Source organism: Microbispora oryzae (assembly GCF_017896165.1).
GTDB lineage: Bacteria > Actinomycetota > Actinomycetes > Streptosporangiales > Streptosporangiaceae > Microbispora > Microbispora oryzae.
Map to the genome: position 1 here is coordinate 1 of NZ_JAFCNB010000018.1, position 22317 is coordinate 22317.

The window sequence follows — 22317 nt, forward strand, 5'->3', positions numbered from 1 at the left end:
ACGCGGTTCGGCAGCCCGCCGAGCCCGCCACCGCTCCCGACAGTCGCGTGGATCAACCCACCGACCCCCCAAGCACTCATAGCGTCCAAATAGCAGGACACTGTCTCAAAATCCTTGACAGGTACCGATTTCTTGCTCCAGTCCGAGAGGATTTCGTTGGTCTCGGAAACTGGTCTACGCACCGCCTCAGAATTTGCTCATAGCTGTTTCAGAGTATCGCCACAGAGTTTTCGCATAATCCGCCGCCCGGGACCTCTGAGTTGGTCAGAGTCGGCGTTTCCCGGCTCAGATCCGGCTCTGAGGGCTCGCTCTCTGAGGGCTCTCTGAGCCGCTGGTTATCCCTGGTCATGCGCCTCGGGCCGCCCGGCGGACCGACGGCGCACGCATCCGGAGAAACGTGTCCCGACTACACGATGGGAAGCAGGAATGACAAGAAGACAATCGCCAACGAGCGCGAGGGCCTAAGCGGTACCGAGCGTCTGGAGAGTCGTCGGCTGGTGATTTCGCCGGTGCCGATTCAGACCGCGCGGGCATTCATCGCTTGGACCCAGCCCCGCCTCGCTTTGCCGGCCGGTGCCGCGTTCGCTGTCGGTGCCCAGACCGGTGACGGCACGCTCGTTGGTGTTGCAGTCATCGGCTGGCCCACCGCCTGGGCCTTCGACGACGGCGACACCGCCGAGGTCCTCGCCCTGGCCACCGACGGCACACCCGACGCCAACCGGGCGCTGCTCGGTTCCGCCTGGCCCCTGGTCCGCGAGATGGGTTACCGGCGCCTGATCGCCTACACACGCATCGAGGAGTCCGGCACCGACCTATGGGACGCCGGGTTCCGCGTCGTTCCCAGGCCCTTCGGGTGGTGGGACACCGCCGGTCGAGCCGATAACGTCGCCCGCGTCCTGTGGGCGATCCGGGCCGTCGGGGGCCGCCGATGAGCGGGCTACGTGAGCCGTACTGGCACGACGACCACGCGGCGATCTACCACGGGGACGCGCGTGCGGTGCTGGCCGAAATGGCCGAGGGCTCGGTGGACTGCATCGTCACCAGCCCGCCCTACTGGGGCCTGCGGAACTACTGCGAGGGCCAGTACGGGCAGGAGGCCACACCGGAGGCGTACGTGGAGAACCTTCGGGCCACCTTCGCCGAGGCCCGCAGGGTTCTCGCCGACGACGGCACCTGCTGGCTGAACCTCGGGGACTGCTACGCGGCCAACTCCGACGGCTGGTCCCGCGGCAAGGACTACAACGCGCGCCAGCCCGAGGTGCGGCCCAAGGCCCGTCTGGCCGTACCGCCGAAGAACCTGCTCGGCATGCCGTGGCGGGTCGCCTTCGCCCTCCAAGAGGACGGCTGGATTCTCCGCAACGCCATCGTGTGGCAGAAGCCCAATGCGATGCCGCAGTCCGTCCGCGACCGGATGTCCAACAGGTACGAGCTGATCTTCCTGCTCGTCAAGCAGCAGCGGTACTGGTTCGACCTCGACCCGGTCCGTCAGCCCTACACCGGCGACCGTCCGATTTCCAGGCGGGCACGAGCCGGGGGCAACAAGCCGAACAGCATCACGACGGCCTGGCCTCCGAGCGGCAAGTACGGGGAGGACTCGGCCGGCCCGCGGCACGGCGCGGCGTTGCGGCCCACGGGTGAGCGGCATGCCGCCGCGCACCCCAACGGCAGGAACCCCGGGGACGTCTGGTCGATCCCCACCCGGCCACTGCGGGCCGCGCACTTCGCGGCATTCCCGATCGACATCCCGCTCAGGGCGATTGCCGCCGGCTGCCGTCCTGGCGGCACTGTCCTGGACCCGTTCACCGGCAGCGGCACCACCGGCATTGCCGCCCGGCAACTCGGCCGGAAGTTCGCCGGTATCGAACTGCACGCACCGTTCATCCAACTTGCTGGCGCGAGGTTCCGAGAGGCTGGAGCGGCATCGGGAGGCATGAGATGAAGTCGATGACATTCCGCGATCTACAGGACCTGCCGCCCACGATCGACCTGATGACCGCTGCCCGTGCCCTCGGCATCGGCCGGTCGAAGGCCTACCAACTTGCACGTGACGGAGAGTTCCCCGTTCGCATCATCCGCATCGGCGACCTCTACCGTGTCTGCACAGTCGACCTCATGAAGGTCCTCGGGGTGGACACGGGCGAACGAGCGATCTGAACTCGGGGCGTGTCCATGCCTCCTTTCGGCTTGGACACGCCCCTTGAGGATCTTGAGATTCCGCGTTAGGGCTGCGCTCCTGCTTTCCGCTCTGCTTCGGCGACGGTGTCCAGGACAGGGCCAACTGCTTGGAGCCATAGGGACTCCAGCCGACGCGAGCGTGATGGCTGGCGGCGCAAAATCGCGATTATGTAATCGCGGACGCTGGCCCGGCTGAGGTTTGATTTGCTCTTCCCCTCCAGAATCTGCTTGAGGCTCGGCCCTCCCTCTTCCTGAAGTGCCTCGACGAGTTCTAGTTCCTCGGTATCCAAGACTTCGAGCGGAGCGATGTCCGGGTCTTGAAGGAGGTTCTTGGCGCGCAGCCGCTCCCAGAGAACTGTGAGCGTAACGGGGTTGACTGGGAACCCTTCAGCAAGGACAAGCACTGGAAAGAACTTGCGATATGGCCTGTGAGCGGCTCCTGTGAGGCGGGATTCGTCCTCGCGGAGAGACTCGATCGTCGCATGGATCTGCTCGGCTTCTCCGACGAGCTTGTCCAAGTCCTCCACCTGCGCTTCTTCAGACTGTGCAACAACCGATTGGCGCTTTAGCTGGGTCGTGGTTGTTTCGATAACGACCCAGGCGTCGCCGTAGTCGATGACGATGTCCGCCACGCGGCGCTTCAGCTTTCGGAACACTGCACGAAGTTCAGCATCACCGTAGACCCGCTGCGCGGGGCTTCCCTCGGCCACGCTCTGGAGGACCTCGAGTACGTAAAACTCGCTGAGATGGCGGAGGCACTGTTCAGCCTGTTTCGCGGTCTTGGTGGTGACCGAACGCTTCCCTGAAGTTGCTCCTGCCTTGATGTCAAACAGCGGGAGCCATCCTACGATGCGGTTGATCAGCAACTTAGGATCAAGGACAAGGAGACTGCCGTCGGCCAGTCGAACGACGGGCCAGCGCTCAAAGGTGCTGAAGGCCCACTGGAGGCCCGGCTCGCCATATAGATCTATTTCCTCCTTGACCCCAAGTCGCAAGGTCAGTAGATCGGCGCCGAGGAGGTGGAGGACGCGATCCAGACGCTCTGACGACCATTTCAAAATGCTGAAGTAGCCAGCCGGGACATGGGGGCGACCTCCAGCGGCGGATGCCCAAAGGGCAAGGCCGACTGTCATGAGATCGTCAAGCGTGATGCCGGTGGCGTCCTTGTAAGCCTGAGCCAGGTCGATGACCTGCGGGTCGTCGCGATGTTCCGCAGGCATCTGGCGCCATCGACGGATAAAGCGCGCCATGAGGTGCACTTCGGAAGGTGGACTGTTGAAGTACTGATTGGCGATGATCTCGCGACCGAGTGGTCCTGGCGTGTCGCCCACCACGGACTGAGCAGGATGTTCTGCGCCTGAGCCGAGGTACTGCGTGATTGTGAGCAAGGCCAGGACGATATTTCCTGGATCGCCTTCGCGTTCACCCTGATCATTGCTACGGGCCAACGCGAGTTTGGCTAGAAGCAAAAGTGCTTGTGGAACGACCAGGCCGCGCTTGGGTTCGCGCAGCAAGTTCGTTACACGGTGCTGTAGCTCTCCCTCGAACCATATGGAGGCGTAGTGTCGGTCGAGCTCGGAACGTGCGGCACCGGGGGCTCGGAACGACGAGAGGATGTCGGCCACGAAGAAGAGTACGTCGTAGACGGATACACGGCGCAGTTCCTCTGCGATCAACGACGGTGGAGGAGCGAAACCTAGTATCTCCTTCGCGGTTAGATAGACCAGCAACAGGTCAATGGGGGCGGGCCCAGCCGAATCAGCGTGAACTGGCACGAGAAGCCCGCTGTCCAGGCTGCGCCATTCCGTCACCAGCGCCGGCACGGTGGTGCCCGATACAACGGGCCGGTCTGGATAGGAAGCCACGAGGCGGCTGTTGCTGAGCTTCCGCGGCTCGCCGTCCACAAGCAGGGCTCGTGCCCGAGCAATCTGAGCTCGCAGGCGGTGCTCGTCGTTCATGACACCTCGGCGAAGTTGGTAGCTGAACACCTATGCACAAGAATATCGAAAGTGCGATCGAACTTTGTAGCAGAATCCTTCGATTGTCTTGGCGTCGAGCTAATGAGGGACGTCCATAGGGCGCCTGCGGATGGGATCTAAGGATCGATCATGGTGGCCATCACTGGCGACCGCGGGTCGTGATGGCGGTGTCGATGAACAGTGCTCGTATCGAAGACACCTCCGCCGATCTTGCTGGTACCTCCGGCCGATGGCACTGCTCTCGGTGACTATGCACGGCGATTGCCTCGTCCAGTACCTCGTGGGGCCAGCGATGTCATTGCATCCAACGACACCAATCCGTCGAGCATGGTGAACCACTAACGTCGCCTACCTCGCCGTGATCCCGGATAGGGGCCGAGCTGGAGGAGGGGTCGCAGTCGCCCTGTCACCAACTAACGGCCACGGCGATTGGAACGGCCATGGGCTCATCCTGCCCGTCCCAGGTCAGCCACAACTCGTGGGGCGTGTCTACCTGAGCTACCTGAATGAGGAGGAACTCCAGCGACTCGCCCGCGCGAACGGCCGCATCGCGAGGGAGCTGTCGTGCAAGCCCTTGGAAGGGAACGTCGTCAGCGGTGACACCCGTGGCAGTCTGGGTTCCTTCGTTCCGCAACAAGTACCGCGCGCCTTGGACATGTTCTATCTTCCACCGCACGTCCTGCTGCACAGTAAGCCTTCGCTTGGGGGCGGCCGAGAGCTCTGCCGCCTGGATCTCGGGGAGTTGAGCGAGGGCGGCGGTCTTCTCCGCAGCGTTCGCAGAGCGGACCGCTGCTTCGGCAGCGATCTCGGTCGCCTTAGCCGATCTCTCTGCGATCTTCGAGTTCTTTCGCTGCCACACCCCAGTGGACACCAAGGTGAGCAGGGAGAGAGCGAAAGCAGCCCAGGCCGCGACGTCGCCGAAGTCGATATCCGACTGTTTGATCCATTCGATCACATCGTGCATGCGGCGGACTGTAGAGCACCTGGCGCCCTTACGTCCCGCTGAACCTGAGCTCCTGCGCGAGGGAGAGCCGCCGACTATGGGGGCGCTAGCGAGGTATCGCTTCCTTCCGGGGCTGTAGGGGCCGCGTACTCCTCAGGCTCGCTGGCCGGGGCATTAGAGCGACTGCACGCCTGGCCTTAAGCATTCCGGGGGCCCGAGACCTGAGGTTCAACCGGGCGCCGGGGCGGGTGATTTTCAAGGCTGCCTGGGGTTGCTAACGGCTACGTGATCGGGTTCAAACCACTAACGCCACGCTAACGAACGATCAAGGGCCTGATCGCTGTCTCCAGCAATCAGGCCCTTGACCTGCAACTACCTGGTCGGGGTGGCGGGATTTGAACCCACGGCCTCTTCGTCCCGAACGAAGCGCGCTGCCAAGCTGCGCTACACCCCGGTGGCTCAGGACCTCTGCCCTGTTGCCTCGGCAAGTCTAGCGGACTTTGCGGCTGCTTGTGCCATCTGACGTGACCGGGCGGCGTGGCACCAGGGTGAGCAGGGTGGCCTCCGGCGGGCATGAGAACCGCGCGGGCGCGTACGGCGAGGTGCCGAGCCCGGCGGAGACGTGCAGCCAGGCGCTCTCGTGGCGGCTCAGCCCCTTCACACGGGCGCGGTCGATGCCGCAGTTGGTGACCAGCGCGCCGTAGAAGGGGATGCACAGCTGACCGCCGTGCGTGTGGCCGGCGAGGAGGAGCTGGTAGCCGTCGTCGGCGAACCTGGACATGTTGCGCGGCTCGGGCGAGTGCATGACGCCAAGCCGCAGATCGGCGTCGACCGGTGCGGGGCCCGCGATGTCGTCGTACCGGTCCCGGTCGATGTGGGAGTCGTCGATGCCTCCCACGTGGACGTCCAGCTCGCCGACCTTGAGCCGGGCGGTCGTGTTGTTCATGTCCAGCCAGCCCGCGGAGATCATGGCGGCGCCCAGCTCACGGTAGGGCAGGTCGGGATGGTGCCGGCCGGAGTCGCCCTTGGAGGTCCGCCACAGGTAGCGGGCGGGGTTCTTGGGCTTCGGGGAGTAGAGGTCGTTCGATCCGTACACGAACAGGCCGGGCCGCTCGAGGAGGGGCTCGACGGCGCGGAGGTACGCGTCGACGGCGTCGGGGTGCGCCAGGGTGTCGCCGGTGTTGACCACGAGGTCGGGATTGAGCGAGGCGAGCGATCTCACCCAGGAGATCAACCGGGAACGGCGCGGGGTGAGGTGCAGATCCGAGATCTGCAGGATCCGCATCGGCCGTTGCCCCGGCGCGAGCACCGGCACGTCGAAGCGGCGCAGGCGGAACCAGTTGCGCTCCACCACGGAGGCGTAACCGAGACCGGCCACGCCGAGGCCGAGCAGGGACAGGGGAATCGCGGCGGCTTTCCTCACAACAGCCATGATGCCCGACGTACGCTCCGCCTCCCGCCATAACCTGGCGAGGATGCCGTCCCCCGCACGGCAAGATGGACCGCATGAGTGCGTTGAAGGACAAGCTGAAGGCCGATCTGTCGGTCTCGATGAAAGCCCGCGACGAAGTGCGGGTCCGGACGATCCGGATGGCCCTCGCGGCGATCAACGTCGAGGAGGTGGCGGGCAAGGAGGCCCGCGAGCTCTCCGACGACGAGGTGGTCAAGGTGCTGACCCGTGAGGCGAAGAAGCGCCGCGAGGCCTCCGAGGCGTTCGCGGGCGCGGGCCGCGTGGAGCAGGCGCAGGCGGAGCTGGACGAGCAGGCCGTCCTGGACGCCTACCTTCCCGCCCAGCTGAGCGACGAGGAGCTCGCGCGGCTGGTCGACGAGGCGATCGCGGAGAGCGGCGCGGAGGGCCCCAGGGCGATGGGCCAGGTCATGAAGGTCCTGAACCCGAAGGTGGCGGGGCGCGCCGAGGGCGGCCGGGTCGCCCAGGCCGTGCGGGCCCGCCTGTCCGCCTGACGTCGTCCGCCTGAACCCCGTCCGCGGGGGTCGGCGCGCGACGCTTGCCATGCCTGTGACAAGCGGGAACGGCCCTTCTCCGGTCACCCGGTGAAGGGCCGTTCCGCACGCGTCAGCGGTTGCCGAAGGGGGAGTTGGGGCCGGCGTTGAAGAAGTCGCCGGGCCCGCCGCCGTTGTCGCCGCCGTGCCCGCCGTTGTCGGGACCCGGTCCGCCGTCTCCGCCGCGACCGCCCTTGTCGTTCTTCGGCTTCGGCGGGGGAGCGCAGACGTGGGAGCAGCCGCCGAACCTCGACATGTCCGGCTTGACGAACGACGAGGGTTCGACGCCCTTGAGCGCTGACAGGAAGGTCGCCTTCCAGATCGGGCCCGGGATGCTGGCGCCGAAGACCGAGCCGTACGACCGGCCACCGATGACGCGGTTGCTCAGCGGGTAGCGGACCGGGCCGCGCGGGTCGCCGAGGCTGACCGCGCCGGCCAGGTCGGGGGTGAAACCGGCGAACCAGACGGTGCGGGAGACGTCGCCCGTACCGGTCTTACCGGCCGCGTCCCTGCCGATGCCGCCGACCCCCGACATGGTGCCCTTGGTGAACACGCCCGACAGGATGCTCGTGGCCGCGTCGGCGACCTCGGCCTCGACGGCCTGCTTGCACTCGGGCTTGAACGAGGTCACCTTGTTGAAGCGGTCGGTGATCTCGGTGATGGCCATCGGCGTGCAGTACTTGCCGCGGGCCGCGAGGCCGGCGTACGCGCTGGCGACGGTCACCGGGTCCATCTCGTTGAAGCCGAGCGTGAACGGCTCGAACTCCTGGAGCTTGCCGCCGTCGGCGCGCTTGATGCCGAAGTCCTTGGCGGTCTTCACGACGTCGCAGAGGCCGACCCTCTGCTCAAGGGTGAGGAAGAAGGTGTTCACCGAGCCCCACGTGCCCGTCTGCAGGGTCAGGAACCCGCCGTGGCCCTCCGCGTTGTGCAGCGGGGTCTTGATGTCGCCGACGGAGTTGCCCTTGCAGTCCTTGAACGCGGAGTAGCTGGGCGCCGTGTAGGTGCTGCCGACGTTGAAGCCGTCGTTGAACTTGTAGCCTTCCTTCAGCGCCGTCACCAGGGTGAACATCTTGAAGGTCGATCCGGCCTGGAAGCCCGTACCGCCGCCGTGCAGGGCGTCGGCGACGATGTTGAACGACATCTCGTTCTTCTTGCGGTTCGACCCGAACTTCCGGCTGGACGCCATGGCCTTGATCGCCCCGGTGCCGGGCTCGATCAGGGCCTCGGAGGCCACCGGCTTGTCGGACGGGTGAACATACTTCTTGATCGCGTTCTCCGCGGCCTTCTGCGCCTTCCGGTCGATGGTGGTCCTGATGGTCAGGCCGCCGCGGGCCAGGAAGTCCTCCCGGGCCTTGTCCGTCTTGCCGAACTGCGGGTCGTGCAGGATCTCATTGCGGACGTAGAGGCAGAAGTAGGGGAACTCGCTCTCCTCGCAGCCGCCGGGGATCGACTTGTCCTTGTAGCCGAGCTTCTTCGCCTTGGCCGCGGCGGCGTCGGCGGCCGTGACGATCCCGAGCTGCTGCATGCGGTCGATGACCACGTTGCGGCGGGCCAGGAGCCGGTCGCGGTACGACTTGCCGAGGTTGGGGTCGGTCGCGTTCGGGTCCTGTACGGCGCCCGCCAGCGTCGCCGCCTGCGAGAGGTTGAGCTCGGACGCGTGCTTGCCGAAGAACCGCTTGGCGGCGGCCTCGATGCCGTAGGCGCTGGCGCCGAAGTAGGCGATGTTGAGGTACCGGTTGAGGATCTCGTCCTTGCTGTAGCGCCGCTCGACGTCCATTGCGTAGCGGATCTCGTTGAGCTTCCGCGAGACCGTGGGGGCGATCGCCGCCTGCTTCTCGGCCTCCGTCTCGGCGCGGTTGAAGAGCACCTGCTTCACGTACTGCTGGGTGATCGACGATCCGCCCTGCGTCACGCCGCCCTTGGCGAGGTTGCGGACCAGCGCGCGGGCGGTGCCCTCGATGTCGAGCGGGCCGTGCTCGTAGAAGCGGAAGTCCTCGATCGCGACGATGGCCTTCCGCATGATCGGAGCGATCTTTTCGAGCGGCACGGACTCGCGGTTCTGGTAGTAGAACTGCGCGATCGGCTTGCCGTCGGCGTCGAGCAGCGTCGTCTTCTCCGGCAGCGGGGGTTCCTGCAGCGCCACCGGCGCGATGTGCAGCTCATTTATGCCGGCTTTGACCGTCACGCCGGCGCCGCCGATGGCGGGCAGGGCGATGGCCGCCACCAGCACTCCGGCCACGATCGCCGCCCCGATGAGGCGCACCAGACCCGCCGTACTGGACCCCAGTGATTTGCCGTGAGCTTGCACGAATCTAAGGGTACGTCGGATACGTGACTTCCCCGGCACCGCTTGCACGGCGGGGGATTACCCGTGCGAGGGGGGGACTAGTCATTCCCGGCCACATGGCCTGACATGACCATGCACGAATTTGGTCCCCCCGGGGTATGTCGGTTCGATCGTTTCGTTGCGTACGTTCTCCTCTGCGGCTACTGCAACCAGGAGGCCCGACGCCCGCGCCCGTCGGCCGAAACGACGACTGACCACCTAAGGGGAGTGGGGTCGAACATGTGGATCACGGATTGGACCTCCCGTGCCGCCTGCCGGGGTGCGGATCCTGACGCACTCTTCGTGCAAGGCGCCGCTCAGAACCGGGCGAAGCTCATCTGCCGGGGATGCCCTGTCCGTACGGAGTGCCTGGCCGACGCGCTGGACAACCGAATCGAGTTCGGCGTGTGGGGCGGGATGACGGAGAGGGAACGCCGCGCGCTGCTCAGGCGCCGGCCCGATGTGGAGTCATGGCGCGACCTGCTTGAGTCGGCCAAGGAAGAGTACGAGCGCACGAACGAGCTGATCGCCGGCTGAGCCGGTGGCTCGTGTGGAGTGAGCGTCGCCCGCGTCCCACCTCGCCGCCGCATCAGGCGGTGGGGCGGGCCTCCCTCCAACCCCGGGCGACACGCTCGAACGGCCGCGCGGCATGCGCGTGTCCGGCGAGCCGGTGAAGGCAGGCCGGTAGAGGCCGGCCTGTATGGCGGGCCTTATGGCAGGCCTTATGGCAGGCATGGCCCGTAAGGCTGCCCGTCAGGCGGTTCTGCGCGCCAGAGCCGACGACGCGAGGAGCCGTCCGATCTGGCGGAGCCCCGTCAGGTCGTGCACGTCCTCGGGCATCGCGAGCACCTGGGCGACCGGGACCGTGGGATGCGCCGAGGTGAAGTGCTCCCGCTGACGCTGTTCCCGGGCGGCGAGGCGCATGCGGTCGGCGTGCAGCCGCAGCACCGCCGCGGTGAGCTGGTGCTCGCCGCGGGCTTCGAGGTCTTCGGCGGCGGCCCAGCTCCGGGTCGCCGACAGCCCCGGCGCCGGCGACGTGTGCACCCGGTTGACGACGACCCCGGCCAGCGGCATGCGCTCCTCGGCCAGCCGTTCGACGAAGTAGGACGCCTCGCGCATGGCGTCGCGCTCGGGCGCGGCGACCACCAGGAAGGCCGTGCCCTGGGCCTGGAGGAGCTGGTAGGTGTGCTCGGCACGCTGCCGGAAGCCGCCGAAGACGGCATCGAGGGCGGAGACGAACATCTGGATGTCCCGGAGCACCTGCGCTCCGATGATCTTGGTGAGAATGCCGGCGACCATGCCGAACCCGGCGTTCAGCAACTTGAACGCGCTGCGCCCGCCGGCCTTCGCGGGGGCGGTGAGGATGCGGATCAGCTTCCCGTCGAGGAACCGCCCGAGCCGTTCCGGCGCGTCGAGGAAGTCCAGGGCCGACCGTGAGGGCGGGGTGTCCACCACGATCAGGTCCCACTCGTTCGAGCGGCGCAGCTGTCCCAGCTTCTCCATCGCCATGTATTCCTGCGTGCCGGAGAAGCTCGACGACAGCGACTGGTAGAAGGGGTTCGTCAGGATCTGCCGGGCCCGTTCCGGATCGGCGTGGGCCTCGATGATCTCGTCGAAGGTCCGCTTCATGTCGAGCATCATGGCGTGCAGCTCCCCGCCGGACCCGCCGACGCCCTCGACCCTGCGGGGGGTGTTGTCGAGCTCGGTCAGGCCCATGGCCTGGGCCAGTCGCTTGGCGGGGTCGACGGTCAGCACCACGACCGACCGGCCGCGCTCGGCAGCCCGCAGCCCGAGGGCGGCGGCCGTCGTGGTCTTGCCGACGCCGCCGGAGCCGCAGCACACGATGATGCGCGTGCCGGGATCGTCCAGGATCGCGTCGATGTCCAACGCGGGCGCGGTCCGGCTCACGGGATCAGCCCTTCCGGTACGACGTCAGACGTCGGGTACGACGGGACGGGGGCGGCGCTCATGCGGCCCCCTGGGCGCGCATCGTCTCGGCCAGCTCGTAGAGCCCGGCCAGGTCGGCCCCCTCGGTCAGCAACGGCAGGTCGTACTGCGGCACGAGAGTCGTCTCCAGTTCGGCGCGCTCGCGTTTCTCCAGCTCCGCGCGGCGGGCGTGCTCGCCGACCTCCTGGGCGAGCGCCTTGGCGAAGGCCGAGGCGTCGACGCCGTCGGCGAGCCCGGCGGCTTTCAGCCCCAGCGCGATCTCGGCCTGGTCGAGCCTGCCGTCGTAGGCGGCGTCGAGCGCCGGCCCGGGCAGGCCCTCCGCGCGGACCATGTTGACGAAGACGCCGCCGACCGGGAGCCCGGCCTCGCGGAGCTCGGCGATGCCGTCCAGGGTCTCCTGGACCGGCATCTCCTCCAGCAGCGTCACGAAGTGGACGGCGGTCTCCGGGGAGGCGAGGACGCCGCGCACCAGCTCGGCGTGGTTCTTCACCGGTCCCATCCGGGCCAGCCCCACGACCTCCTGGGTGACGTTCAGGAATCGGACGATCCGGCCGGTCGGCGGCGCGTCCATGACCACCGCGTCGTACGCCCTGCCCCCGGATCTGTCGCGCCGCCGCACGGCCTCGCTGGTCTTCCCGGTGACGAGCACGTCGCGCAGACCGGGCGCGATCGTGGTGGCGAAGTCGACGACACCCATCTTGGTGAGGGCCTTGCCCATGCGCTTCATGCCGTAGAACATCTCGAGGTAGTCGAGCATGGCCTCTTCGGGGTCGATCGCGAGCGCGTACACGTCGCCGCCGTCGGGCGCCACCGCGATCTTGCGCTCCTCGTACGGCAGCGGCGGCAGGTCGAAGACCTGCGCGATGCCCTGCCGGCCCTCCACCTCGACCAGCAGGACCTTGCGGCCGCCCGCGGCGAGCGCCAGCGCGAGCGCGGCGGCCACCGTGGTCTTCCCGGTGCCGCCCTTGCCGCTGACGATGTGCAGCCGGACGCCGTCCCAGTCGGTGTCGCGCGCGCCCGGCCGAGCTCTGCCTGTCTGGTCCCGTTCGCCCACGACTGGAAGGCTACCCAACGGTTACGTGCGGATTCGCGAGGGTTGCCGTCCGGGAACCGGGAGGTACGGCTCGCGCGTCGATTGGGTAAGGATTCGGCCAGGATCACTTCTGGTTCGTCCCCGGGCCGGGTCGGACCGCTCAGTCGGCAAAGGAGGTACCGGCCATGGAGTCGGTGCTGTTGGCGTTCATCGTCGTAGTGGGTTTCCTCCTGCTCGTCGCCCTGGCCCGGGGCGTGCGCGTCGTCCAGCAGTTCGAGACCGGGATCGTCTTCCGGCTCGGCCGGATCCAGTCCGAGATCCGGGGGCCGGGAATGCACCTGATAGTCCCGATCGTCGATCGCATGCAAAAGGTCAACATGCAGATCGTCACGATGGGCGTCCCGGCGCAGGAGGGCATCACCCGCGACAATGTTTCGGTCCGCGTCGACGCGGTCGTCTACTTCCGCGTCATCGACCCGATCAAGGCCGTCGTGAACGTGCAGAACTATCTCTTCGCGGTCTCGCAGGTGGCCCAGACCTCGTTGCGGTCCGTGATCGGCCAGTCGGAGCTCGACCAGCTCCTGTCCGACAGAGACTCGTTGAACTCCCAGCTCAAGGCCGTGATCGACGAGCCGACCGAGGGGCCGTGGGGCATCCGCATCGAACGCGTGGAGATCAAGGACGTCGCCCTCCCCGAGGGCATGAAGCGGTCGATGTCGCGGCAGGCTGAGGCCGAGCGGGAGCGGCGCGCCCGCATCATCACCGCGGACGGCGAGTTCCAGGCGTCCAAGCGCCTGGCGGCGGCGGCCCGGCAGATGTCGTCCGACCCGTCCGCGCTCCAGCTGCGCATGCTGCAGACCGTCGTCGAGGTCGCGGCGGAGAAGAACAGCACCCTGGTCATGCCGCTGCCCGTCGAGCTGCTGCGGTTCTTCGACCGGATGGCCCCGGCGGAGCAGCCGCCCGCCGCCGCCCCGCAGGAGGAGGAGCCGGAGCCGGCGGACGGGACGCTCGACGACCTGCCCGCCCTCGACGCCCCGGCCGACCTGCCGTCCGCGCCCGCCGACGGTTCCGTACGGCAACCGAGCCCGCGGATCGGCGGAGGCGACGGCGGCACCCCCTGACCGATCGATAGCCTTTGCCCATGACCAAGTGGGAATACGTCACCGTGCCGCTGCTGACGCACGCCACCAAGCAGATCCTGGACAACTGGGGAGAGGACGGGTGGGAGCTGGTCTCCGTCATTCCCGGGCCGAACCCCGAGCAACTGGTCGCCTACATGAAGCGGGCCAAGTGATGGCGACCCCGGAGGAGCGGCTCGCCGCTCTCGGGCTGAGCCTGCCCGAGGTCCCGGCCCCCGTGGCCGCGTACGTGCCGGCGGTGCGCACCGGCGCTCATGTCTACACGTCGGGTCAGCTTCCGACGGTGGAGGGCAAGCTCGCGGTCACCGGGAAGGTGGGCGCCGAGGTCTCCGCCGAGGAGGCGTACGACCTGGCCCGGATCTGCGCCCTCAACGCGCTGGCCGCGATCGCGTCGGTGACCGGCGACCTGTCGGCCGTCGTCCGCATCGTGAAGGTCGTCGCCTTCGTCGCGAGCGCCCCGGACTTCACCGGACAGCCTCAGGTCGTGAACGGCGCGAGTGAGCTGCTCGGCGAGGTGTTCGGCGATGCGGGCAAGCACGCCAGAAGCGCCGTCGGGGTGGCCGCCCTGCCGCTGGGCGCTCCCGTCGAGGTGGAGATCCTCGCCGAGGTCCGCTGACGTCACCGCTCCCTCACGGTGTGCCCGCTCCGGGCGCGTGAGGGAGCACGAGGCTCGGAACTGGAGGCCCGATGGGGATTCCGCTGCCGGGACACCTCGCGGACCGGGCCCGGGCGATGGCCGCGGGCGAGATCGTCGCGGTGCCGGCGCGTGACGCCGCCACCGTGGTGCTGCTGCGCGACGATCCGCTGGAGGTGTATCTCCTCGAACGCGCGGCCACGATGGCCTTCGCGGCGGGCGTGCACGTCTTTCCCGGCGGCTCGGTCGACCCGCGCGACGCGGATCACGCCGTCGCCTGGGCGGGTCCCCCGGCCGCCGAGTGGGCCGAGATCTTCCACGTCGACGAGCGGACGGCCCGTGGCCTGGTCTGCGCCGCCGTACGGGAGACGTTCGAGGAGTCGGGTGTGCTGCTGGCCGGCGCCGACGACGGAACCGTGGTCGGCGACACCACCGGGGACGACTGGGAGGCCGACCGGCTCGCGCTGGTCGGCGGCACCTTGTCGCTGGCCGGCTTCCTCGCCGGGCGCGGCCTGGTGCTGCGGTCCGACCTGCTCAGGCCGTGGGCCCACTGGATCACCCCGGCGGTCGAGACCCGGCGGTTCGACACCCGCTTCTTCGTGGCGGCCCTCCCGCCCGGGCAGCGGACGCGGGACGTCGGCGGCGAGGCGGCCGGGGTCGCCTGGATGCGGCCCGCGGACGCCCTGGCCGGCGCGGCGGCCGGGCAACTGGGCCTCATGGCGCCGACCCTGAACACGTTGACCGAGATCGGGGCCTTCGAGAGGATCGACGAGGTGTTCGCCGCCGAACGGACGATCATGACGGTGCTGCCCGCGGCCGTCGAGGTCGACGGGCGGATGGTGCTGACGGTTCCCGGCCTCGACTACCGCTCGGCAGTGCGGGGCGGCTCCGGGCGGAGCGCTGGAGGAGACGTGACGAACGACCCGGTGCGAGGGATCCGATGAGCGGGCTGCGCATCCCCGTGGACGGCGCCGGCGGCCCCGACGGTCAGGGTACGGCGAGTGCGGTGGCCGTCCTGGCGCCCAACCCGTCGCCCATGACCCTCGACGGCACCAACACCTGGGTGATCGGGCTCGGCGAGTCCGTCCTGGTGGTCGACCCCGGTCCGGACGACGAGGGGCATCTCAAGCGGGTGGCCGCGTCGCTGGCCGGCCGACGGGTGGCGGCCGTCCTGCTCACCCACGGCCACGAGGACCACAGCGCGGGGGCGGCCACGTTCGCCGGGATGGCCGGTGCGCCGGTCCGGGCGCTCGACCCGCGCCACCGCCTGGGCGACGAGGGGCTCGGCGACGGGGACGTGATCGTGGCGGGCGACACCGAGGTCAGAGTCGTCGCCACCCCCGGTCACTCGTTCGACTCGCTGTGCCTCTGGCTGCCGGCCGACCGGGCCATGCTCACCGGCGACACGATCCTCGGGCGCGGGACGACGTTGATCGCCCCCGACGGCGACCTGGGCGACTACCTGCGCAGCCTGGACCGGCTGCGGGCGAGCGCGGAGATCCTAGAGGCGGAGGCGCTGCTGCCGGGCCACGGACCGGTGCTGCCCGACCCCGTCGGCGTGCTCGACGCCTACATCGCGCACCGCAGGGAGCGCCTGGAGCAGATCAGGGAGGCGATCCGGCGTGGGGCGAGGGACGCTCGGGAGATCGTCGAGATGGTCTACGCGGGGGTCGACAGATCACTGTGGCCGGCCGCGGAGATGTCGGTGGCGGCGCAGCTCAACTACCTCAAGACACTCTGACCGTGCCGGGGCGCGCCAGGCGGGACGCGCGGCCGGACCGTTCCCGGCATCGGCCCGGTGACTAGCGGGACCGGTTGTAGAGCCGCTCGCGGTCCATGATGACGACGGCCTTGGCCTCGATCCGCAGCCAGCCCCGCTGGGCGAAGTCGGCCAGTGCCTTGTTGACCGTCTCCCGCGAGGCCCCCACGAGCTGGGCCAGCTCCTCCTGGGTCAGGTCGTGGTGCACCCGGATGCCGTCGTCGACCTTCTGGCCGAACCGGTCGGCGAGGTCGAGCAGCTGCTTGGCCACCCGCCCGGGGACGTCGGTGAACACGAGGTCGGCCAGGACGTCGTTGGTACGGCGGAGCCGCTGGGCGAGGGCCCGCAGCAGATGGAGGGCCACCTCAGGGCGACCAGTCAGCCACGGCCGCAGGTCGTCGTGGCCGAGGCCGGCCAGCCGGACGTCGGTCAGCGCGATCGCGGACGCCGTACGGGGCCGGGGATCGAACAGCGACAGCTCGCCGAACATCTCACCGGGACCGAGCACGCTCAGCAGGTTCTCCCGGCCGTCCGGGGCGGTGCGGGCGAGCTTGATCTTCCCTTCGAGCACCACGTAGAGCCGGTCTCCGGTCTCGTTCTCGCTGAAGAGGGTGCGTCCCTTGGGTAGTTCCACCTCGGTGATGCTCGTCCGCAGCGCCGCGGCGCTCTCCCGATCGAGCGCGGAGAACAGGGGAGCCTTGCTCAATACTTCTTCGGTGCTCACGGTGCCCCTCCTTGCAGTGGTCGCGCTCGGTCGCCGGCTCCGTGCTAGCCATTGTGACCCACGCCCGCCGCGTAGGCTTACGGGGTGTCCCGTAAAGTCCCGGCGGCTGGGGAGTCCCGGCTCGCGCTCGTGCGCCGTGCCCGGCGGATCAACAGAATCCTGGCCGAAACCTATCCTGACGCCCATTGTGAACTCGACTTCAGTACGCCGCTCGAGTTGCTGGTCGCCACGATCCTCTCGGCGCAGTGTACGGACAAAAGGGTAAATATGGTGACTCCGGTGCTTTTCGCGAAGTATCGGACCGCCGAGGATTACGCCGGGGCCGACCGCGCGGAGCTTGAGGAGATCATCAGATCCACCGGCTTCTACCGGGCGAAGACCGCCAGCATCATGGGCATGGCGCAGGCCCTGTGTGAGCGGCACAAGGGCGAGGTGCCCGGCAGGCTGGCCGAACTGGTCAAGCTGCCCGGCGTCGGCCGCAAGACCGCGAACGTCGTGCTGGGCAACGCCTTCGGCGTCCCCGGCATCACGGTGGACACCCACTTCCAGCGGCTGACCAGGCGCTTCGGGTGGACGACCCAGACAGACCCGGTGAAGATCGAGCACGAGGTGGGCGACCTCATCCCCAAGCCGGAGTGGACGATACTGTCGCACCGGCTGATCTGGCACGGCCGCCGGATCTGCCACGCCCGCAAGCCCGCCTGCGGCGTCTGTCCCGTCGCCGCCCTCTGCCCGTCGTACGGCACCGGCCCGACGGCCCCCGACGAGGCGGCGAAACTCGTCCGGCCGGGCCCGTTCTCCTGACCGCTCCCCGGCCCGTCCGGCGAAGCACGCGTACGGCGGCGGGAAGTTCGCGCGCCGCGTCATGGTTGTAAGGCACGCTTCTCATAGCGGGCCGACGCCCCGGGAGGGGCCGGACTACCGGAGGTGATCGTGGCTCCCGCCTGGTTGACGGAGCTGGCGTCGAAGGCCGGGGATCACCCCGTGCCGGCGGGCCTGCGGCCACCACCGGACGGCACCGGCCGCCGCGCGGCGGTGCTGATGCTCTTCGGCGACGGCCTCGAGGGGCCCGACATCCTGCTCATCCAGCGCAGCTCCAAGGGGCGGGTGCACGCGGGCCAGCCCGCGTTCCCCGGCGGCGGCGTCGACCCGCAGGACGACGGCCCAATCGCCGCCGCCCTCCGGGAGGCGGAGGAGGAGACCGGGCTCGAACCCGGTGGAGTCGAGGTCGTGGGCATGCTGCCCGAGCTCTATCTCGGGCACAGCGACAACCGGGTGACGCCCGTGCTGGCCTGGTGGCACACGCCCTGCGCCGTGCACGCCGCCTCGCCGGACGAGGTCGAGACCGTCGAACGGATCCCGATCGCCGAGCTGGTCGATCCGGCCAACCGGCTGCGGCTCCGGGTGCGGGGCACGGCCCTGTCCGTGGCGTTCCGCGTCCGCGGCCTGCTCGTGTGGGGCTTCACCGCCATGGTGCTCGACGGCGTGCTCGGCGCCGCCGGGTTCGAGGTGCCCTGGGACAGGTCACGGATCGAAGATCTGCCCGCCGAGATCGTCGAACTCGCCGCTCGCGGCTGAGGCCCCGGTCTGCGGGGCGGAGCCGCTCATGGCCAGCCCGCCCAGGTTGAGCCCGAGCGAGGCCCAGTCGGCGACGTCCTCGTCCGGATCCGCGGTCAGGCGACGCAGCGCCGTCAGACCGGCCTCATCGGGCGGATCGCCCAGCACGTGCGGCAGCGCGTAGGCCGCGCCGTACCGGACGGCCGGGTTCTCGTGGCCGGAGAGCATGATGACGGAAGACAGGGCGCGCCGGTCGCGCAGGTGACCGAAGGCGATCAGCACCGAGTAGAGCACGCGCGGGTCGGTCTCGCTCACCGCCAGGTAGCGGAGCACGGGCAGCGCCAGGTCGATGAACGGGCGGGAGCGGCCGAGCTCACCCAGGATGTCCACGCCGAGCACCCGCTCGGGCACGTCGCCGTTCGCGCAGAGCCGCCGTGCCACGGTGAACGTCTCCATGTCGCCGTGTTCCTGCAGCGCGGCGATGGCCTGCCACCGGGCCGGGCCGTGCGGATCCCGGTCGACCAGCGCGCTTCTGACCAGCTCCTCGATCGCCGACGGCTCGTGGCCGGCGGCGCCGCGGGCGTACGGCCACGAGGCCGGCCTCCCGCCGTCCCGGTCGTGCCCGGCGTGTGATTGCCGCCTCTGACCATCCCCGTCGTACGGCCCTTCCGATGCCCCCATGACGTCACGATATCGGCGAGACCTGGGAGACGCCCGCACGACGACGGGCGTGGCTGGATACCGTTGAGTCGTGCGCGGAGATTTCCTCGACCTCATCCTCATCGGTCTCGTCGTGGCCTTCGCCGTATCCGGCTACCGCCAGGGCTTCATCATCGGAGCCTTCAGCTTCATCGGCTTCGTCGGCGGCGCCGTGCTGGGGATGTTCATCGCGCCGCCCATCGCGGGGGCGATCGTGAGCGGGGACACCGAGAGGGCCCTGCTCGCCATCGTGATCGTCTTCCTGGCGGCGACGGTCGGGCAGTTCGCCTCCTCGACCATCGGGGCCGTCGTACGCAGCCACGTGACCTGGGAGCCCGCGCGGATGGTCGACGCCCTCGGCGGTTCCGTGGCGAGCGGCCTGTCCGTCCTCGCCATCGCCTGGCTGCTCGGCTCGCTGCTGGTCTCCATGAGTTTCGTCGGATCGCTGAAGGAGCAGGTCGACGGCTCCCTCGTCTGGCAGACGGTCGACGAGGCCATCCCCAACCGCGTCCGGGCCTGGCAGAAGCCGTTCAGGGACTTCGTCGACTCCTCCGAATGGCCGCAGGTCATCACCTCGATCGGCGGGCAGAACGTCGCGCCGCCCGACCAGAGCATCCTGACCGGAAGCGCCGGGCTGGCCCGGGCGCCGCGGGCGATCGTCAAGGTGCAGGGCACCGCCCCGAGCTGCCGCAAGCTCATCGAGGGCACCGGATTCGTCTACGCCCGCCACCGCGTCATGACCAACGCCCACGTCGTCGCCGGCGTGAGCGAGGGACTGCGGGTCACCGACTCTGACGGGGTGCAGCACGCCGCCAAGGTCGTGCTCTACAACCCCGATCGGGACATCGCGGTCCTCCTCGTCCCCGACCTGCAGGTTCCGTTCCTCAAGTTCGACATGACCGCCAGGAAGGGCGACAACGCGGTGATCGCCGGATATCCCAAGGGCCACGGGTTCACCCCGCTGGCCGCCCGCATCCGGATCAAGCAGCCCGCCGAGTCGTACGACATCTACAACCAGCGGAAGGTCAACCGGGAGGTCTACGCGATCCGCGGCAAGGTGCAGCCGGGCAACTCGGGCGGTCCGCTGCTCAGCTCGGACGGAAGGGTCTACGGGGTGATCTTCGCCGCGGCGACCGACCAGGCCGAGACGGGCTACGCGCTCACCGCCGAGGAGGTCCTCCCCGACGCCCAGGACGGGAGCAAGGCCGTCGCCACCGTGGGCACGCAGGAGTGTGACTAGGGGATCCGTCCGGCCGGGGACAGGGGGACCTCAGCCCCGGGAGGCCGCGTCGTCGTGGAGATGCGCAAGGACCGTGGCGATGGCGCCGCCCGCGTCGGCCAGTCCCGCGTCGATCTCCGCCGTCAGCCGGTCCGTCGCCAGCGCCAGCGCCCGCAGATCCAGTCCGTACGGCCGCCGCGAGCCGTACACGCCGAGCCGGGCCGCGCCCCTGGTCAGCAGCGCCGCGGCGCCGGACAGGTTGCCGCGCTGAACATGGGTGAGCCCCACGCAGATCTGGGCCAGGCCCTGCCAGAGCTCCCGCTCCTCGTCCGGACCGGTCTTCCAGCGGGCCTCCAGCACCTCGTGCGCGTGGAAGGGCCGCTCGGCGGCGAGGAGCCGCCTCGCCTCCTCAAGGGCCTGCCGGGCGCCGGGGGAGTAGTCGTCCGGGACGCGGGGAACGCCCTGCGCGCCACGCGGCAGCGGCCTGCCGTACTCGTCCCTCGGACGGGAGCTGCGGGGTCGTCCCGCCTCGTCACGGTCACGCATGGTCCCTCCGCGGGTGGGGTCATCACGGCCGCCTGGTAGTCCGGGCACTTCAGGGCACATTTCTACAAGAGTCTGCTCGATCGCGTTGTGGATTCGAGCAGGTGGGCACCCCAACCGCCGTCCGGAGAGCGGGGAGCCGTGGTCAGCGGTCGGGCTCGGGGTCGTTCAGCCAGGAGATCAGCTCGGCGTCGAACTGCTCGGGACGTTCCTCGTGGGGGAAGTGGCCCGCGCCCTCCACGAGTCGCCAGCGGTACGGCGCCGCGACGAACCGGCTCGACCCCTGGGCCGTACGGGGAAGGACGCAGGGATCGAGGGCCCCGTGCAGTTGCAGCGTCGGCGCCTCGATCTCGGTGCGCATCTGGCGGATGTAGCGGAATCCGTCCGGCCGGAACTGGGAGCGGGCCAGCCACCGGTAGTACTCCAGGGCACAGTGCGCCGCCGCTGGGATCCGCAGCGCGTCCTGATAGACGCGGGTGGCGGCCTCCGAGGGCCGCTCAGGGCCGGACCACCGCTCGATCAGCCGCCCCACGAGCGCGCCGCCGTTGCGGGTGAGCCGGCGCTCGGGCAGGAGCGGGATCTGGAAGCCCAGGGCGTAGCGGCTCGCCCTGAGCTGCCCGAAGGGCTCGGTGAACAGGGAGGCCCACAGCCGGACGGGGTGCGGCGCGGAGACCGGCACCAGGCGGCGGACGACCTTGGGGTCGACCACGCTCATCGTCCAGGCGAGCAGGCCGCCCCAGTCGTGCCCGACCACGATGGCTCCGGTCTCGCCGAGGGCCCGGACGAGCCCCGCGGCGTCGACGGCGAGCGTCGGCAGGTCGTATCCCCTCGGCGGTTTGTCGCTGGCGCCGTATCCCCGCAGGTCGGGGGCCACGGCGCGGTAGCCGGCCTCGGCGAGCGACACGAGCTGGTGTCGCCAGGTCCACCAGAACTGGGGGAAGCCGTGCAGCAGCAGCACCAGCGGGCCCTCGCCCGCCTCGGCGACGTGGAACCGGGTGCCTCCCGCGTGCACCGTCCGATGGCTCCATGGGCCGTCGACCTGGACCATGCTCTCGTCAGCCGGCATCGGTCACGGACTCCCGGTGCGCGCCCACCTCGCCGGCCGTCGGCCCGGTGTACGGCCGCCCGGGCGCCTTCTCCGCCGATGTGGGACCCACCCAGCGCTCGGCCGCGAGTTCGGGCGTCTCGCCGTCGCCCTTGAGGCCGCGCAGGCTCCGTACGGTCCGCTTCATCCCGGCCAGGCCCTTCAGCCGCCGGTAACCGATGAAGACCAGGAGCGCGGCCACGAGCAGATAGAAGACCGTGACGACGGTGAACGCCAGCCACGCGGCCAGACCGGCCGCTATCAGCCCGTACGCGATGGCGAACGAGGCGAGGATCAGGCACAGGTGCCCCATGAACGCGGCGGCGCCGAACAGCCCGGAGGCCATGCCGACCCGCTTCGCGTCGAACTTGAGCTCGGCCTTGGCCAGCTCGATCTCCGAGCGGACGAGGGTCGAGATGTGATGGCTCGCCTGGGCGACCAGCGCGCCGAGCGATTCGTCCTCAGGCATCGGACACCTCCTATCTGCGACTATCAAACATCATTCCGTGTCCGTCCCGCGCACGCGCATGCGATGCCTGTGGATACGCTCCGTGA

Annotated in this window: 24 protein-coding genes and 1 tRNA gene; 13 read left to right on the plus strand and 12 right to left on the minus strand. The window is 69.1% G+C overall.

Annotated features, from left to right (window positions below):
• Window positions 1-413: 413 nt before the first annotated feature.
• From JOL79_RS25860 to JOL79_RS25870, 3 genes are read left to right on the plus strand one after another with little or no spacing between them, the layout of a single operon-like run.
• The gene (locus tag JOL79_RS25860; RefSeq protein ID WP_210158498.1) at window positions 414-932 is read left to right on the plus strand and encodes an XF1762 family protein; all 519 of its coding nucleotides are present in this window, start codon (window positions 414-416) and stop codon (window positions 930-932) included.
• Window positions 929-1939 carry a DNA-methyltransferase gene (locus tag JOL79_RS25865; RefSeq protein ID WP_210158499.1) on the plus strand — a complete coding sequence of 337 codons (1011 nt, stop codon included), beginning with the start codon at window positions 929-931 and terminating at the stop codon, window positions 1937-1939. The genes JOL79_RS25860 and JOL79_RS25865 overlap by 4 nt, the downstream gene beginning before the upstream one ends.
• Window positions 1936-2154, plus strand: coding sequence for a helix-turn-helix domain-containing protein (locus JOL79_RS25870; protein WP_210158500.1), 219 nt, complete (start codon window positions 1936-1938; stop codon window positions 2152-2154). Before JOL79_RS25865 ends, JOL79_RS25870 begins: the two co-directional genes overlap by 4 nt.
• Window positions 2155-2219: 65 nt before the next feature.
• Here the strand turns inward: JOL79_RS25870 and JOL79_RS25875 are convergent, their stop codons facing one another.
• The 4 genes from JOL79_RS25875 to JOL79_RS25890 form a co-directional block, all read right to left on the minus strand.
• Window positions 2220-4133 carry a hypothetical protein gene (locus JOL79_RS25875; RefSeq protein WP_210158501.1) on the minus strand — a complete coding sequence of 638 codons (1914 nt, stop codon included), beginning with the start codon at window positions 4131-4133 and terminating at the stop codon, window positions 2220-2222.
• Window positions 4134-4560: 427 nt separating this feature from the next.
• Window positions 4561-5118 carry a hypothetical protein gene (locus JOL79_RS25880; RefSeq protein ID WP_210158502.1) on the minus strand — a complete coding sequence of 186 codons (558 nt, stop codon included), beginning with the start codon at window positions 5116-5118 and terminating at the stop codon, window positions 4561-4563.
• A 356-nt stretch (window positions 5119-5474) separates the two neighbouring features.
• Window positions 5475-5551 (minus strand) — tRNA-Pro (locus JOL79_RS25885).
• Between the two features lie 36 nt (window positions 5552-5587).
• A complete protein-coding gene (locus JOL79_RS25890) occupies window positions 5588-6529 on the minus strand; it encodes a metallophosphoesterase (protein WP_210158503.1) in 942 nt (313 codons plus the stop codon).
• A gap of 74 nt (window positions 6530-6603) precedes the next feature.
• Here JOL79_RS25890 and JOL79_RS25895 point away from each other — a divergent pair, with 74 nt between their 5' ends.
• Window positions 6604-7059 (plus strand): GatB/YqeY domain-containing protein, encoded by a 456-nt coding sequence (locus tag JOL79_RS25895; protein ID WP_210158504.1) that lies wholly within the window; start codon window positions 6604-6606, stop codon window positions 7057-7059.
• Between the two features lie 112 nt (window positions 7060-7171).
• On the opposite strand, the gene JOL79_RS25900 is transcribed toward JOL79_RS25895, so the two are convergent.
• Window positions 7172-9406 (minus strand): transglycosylase domain-containing protein, encoded by a 2235-nt coding sequence (locus tag JOL79_RS25900; protein ID WP_210158505.1) that lies wholly within the window; start codon window positions 9404-9406, stop codon window positions 7172-7174.
• A gap of 258 nt (window positions 9407-9664) precedes the next feature.
• Here JOL79_RS25900 and JOL79_RS25905 point away from each other — a divergent pair, with 258 nt between their 5' ends.
• The gene (locus JOL79_RS25905; RefSeq protein ID WP_030506755.1) at window positions 9665-9961 is read left to right on the plus strand and encodes a WhiB family transcriptional regulator; all 297 of its coding nucleotides are present in this window, start codon (window positions 9665-9667) and stop codon (window positions 9959-9961) included.
• A 216-nt stretch (window positions 9962-10177) separates the two neighbouring features.
• On the opposite strand, the gene bagB is transcribed toward JOL79_RS25905, so the two are convergent.
• Both bagB and bagA read right to left on the minus strand, forming a co-directional pair.
• Window positions 10178-11332: an ATPase BagB gene (gene bagB, locus JOL79_RS25910; protein ID WP_210158506.1), complete on the minus strand. Its 1155-nt coding sequence runs from the start codon at window positions 11330-11332 to the stop codon at window positions 10178-10180.
• Between the two features lie 58 nt (window positions 11333-11390).
• Window positions 11391-12425, minus strand: a complete 1035-nt coding sequence (bagA, locus tag JOL79_RS25915) for an ATPase BagA (protein ID WP_210158507.1) — start codon at window positions 12423-12425, stop codon at window positions 11391-11393.
• A gap of 164 nt (window positions 12426-12589) precedes the next feature.
• Here bagA and JOL79_RS25920 point away from each other — a divergent pair, with 164 nt between their 5' ends.
• The 5 genes from JOL79_RS25920 to JOL79_RS25940 all read left to right on the plus strand — a co-directional run bounded on the left by JOL79_RS25920 (window position 12590) and on the right by JOL79_RS25940 (window position 15918).
• Window positions 12590-13525: a slipin family protein gene (locus tag JOL79_RS25920; protein ID WP_210158508.1), complete on the plus strand. Its 936-nt coding sequence runs from the start codon at window positions 12590-12592 to the stop codon at window positions 13523-13525.
• 20 nt (window positions 13526-13545) lie between these two features.
• Window positions 13546-13698 (plus strand): Sp36 family protein, encoded by a 153-nt coding sequence (gene sp36 / locus JOL79_RS25925; protein WP_143737071.1) that lies wholly within the window; start codon window positions 13546-13548, stop codon window positions 13696-13698.
• On the plus strand, window positions 13698-14159 hold the full coding sequence (locus tag JOL79_RS25930) for a RidA family protein (RefSeq protein WP_210158619.1): 462 nt from the start codon (window positions 13698-13700) through the stop codon (window positions 14157-14159). The genes sp36 and JOL79_RS25930 overlap by 1 nt, the downstream gene beginning before the upstream one ends.
• A gap of 71 nt (window positions 14160-14230) precedes the next feature.
• Window positions 14231-15121: an NUDIX hydrolase gene (locus JOL79_RS25935; protein ID WP_210158509.1), complete on the plus strand. Its 891-nt coding sequence runs from the start codon at window positions 14231-14233 to the stop codon at window positions 15119-15121.
• Entirely contained in the window at window positions 15118-15918 is an 801-nt protein-coding gene (locus tag JOL79_RS25940; protein ID WP_210158510.1) for an MBL fold metallo-hydrolase, read from the plus strand. Before JOL79_RS25935 ends, JOL79_RS25940 begins: the two co-directional genes overlap by 4 nt.
• Before the next feature lie 61 nt (window positions 15919-15979).
• On the opposite strand, the gene JOL79_RS25945 is transcribed toward JOL79_RS25940, so the two are convergent.
• Complete coding sequence (locus tag JOL79_RS25945) at window positions 15980-16660, minus strand: Crp/Fnr family transcriptional regulator (RefSeq protein WP_210158511.1); 681 nt, start codon at window positions 16658-16660, stop codon at window positions 15980-15982.
• 84 nt (window positions 16661-16744) lie between these two features.
• Here JOL79_RS25945 and nth point away from each other — a divergent pair, with 84 nt between their 5' ends.
• On the plus strand, window positions 16745-17464 hold the full coding sequence (gene nth, locus JOL79_RS25950; protein WP_210158512.1) for an endonuclease III: 720 nt from the start codon (window positions 16745-16747) through the stop codon (window positions 17462-17464).
• A gap of 126 nt (window positions 17465-17590) precedes the next feature.
• Window positions 17591-18238 (plus strand): NUDIX hydrolase, encoded by a 648-nt coding sequence (locus JOL79_RS25955; protein WP_372446813.1) that lies wholly within the window; start codon window positions 17591-17593, stop codon window positions 18236-18238.
• Here JOL79_RS25955 and JOL79_RS25960 read toward each other — a convergent pair.
• On the minus strand, window positions 18185-18898 hold the full coding sequence (locus JOL79_RS25960) for a HEAT repeat domain-containing protein (RefSeq protein ID WP_210158514.1): 714 nt from the start codon (window positions 18896-18898) through the stop codon (window positions 18185-18187). The two genes, JOL79_RS25955 and JOL79_RS25960, sit on opposite strands and share 54 nt — an antisense overlap.
• Window positions 18899-18968: 70 nt before the next feature.
• Between JOL79_RS25960 and JOL79_RS25965 the strand changes: the two genes are divergently transcribed.
• Window positions 18969-20156 carry a MarP family serine protease gene (locus tag JOL79_RS25965; RefSeq protein ID WP_210158515.1) on the plus strand — a complete coding sequence of 396 codons (1188 nt, stop codon included), beginning with the start codon at window positions 18969-18971 and terminating at the stop codon, window positions 20154-20156.
• Between the two features lie 30 nt (window positions 20157-20186).
• On the opposite strand, the gene JOL79_RS25970 is transcribed toward JOL79_RS25965, so the two are convergent.
• From JOL79_RS25970 to JOL79_RS25980, 3 genes are all read right to left on the minus strand, one after another.
• Entirely contained in the window at window positions 20187-20681 is a 495-nt protein-coding gene (locus tag JOL79_RS25970) for a DUF309 domain-containing protein (protein ID WP_210158516.1), read from the minus strand.
• Between the two features lie 142 nt (window positions 20682-20823).
• Window positions 20824-21744, minus strand: a complete 921-nt coding sequence (locus tag JOL79_RS25975) for an alpha/beta fold hydrolase (RefSeq protein ID WP_210158517.1) — start codon at window positions 21742-21744, stop codon at window positions 20824-20826.
• Window positions 21734-22231, minus strand: a complete 498-nt coding sequence (locus tag JOL79_RS25980) for a phage holin family protein (protein ID WP_210158518.1) — start codon at window positions 22229-22231, stop codon at window positions 21734-21736. The genes JOL79_RS25975 and JOL79_RS25980 overlap by 11 nt, the downstream gene beginning before the upstream one ends.
• Between the last annotated feature and the right edge of the window lie 86 nt (window positions 22232-22317).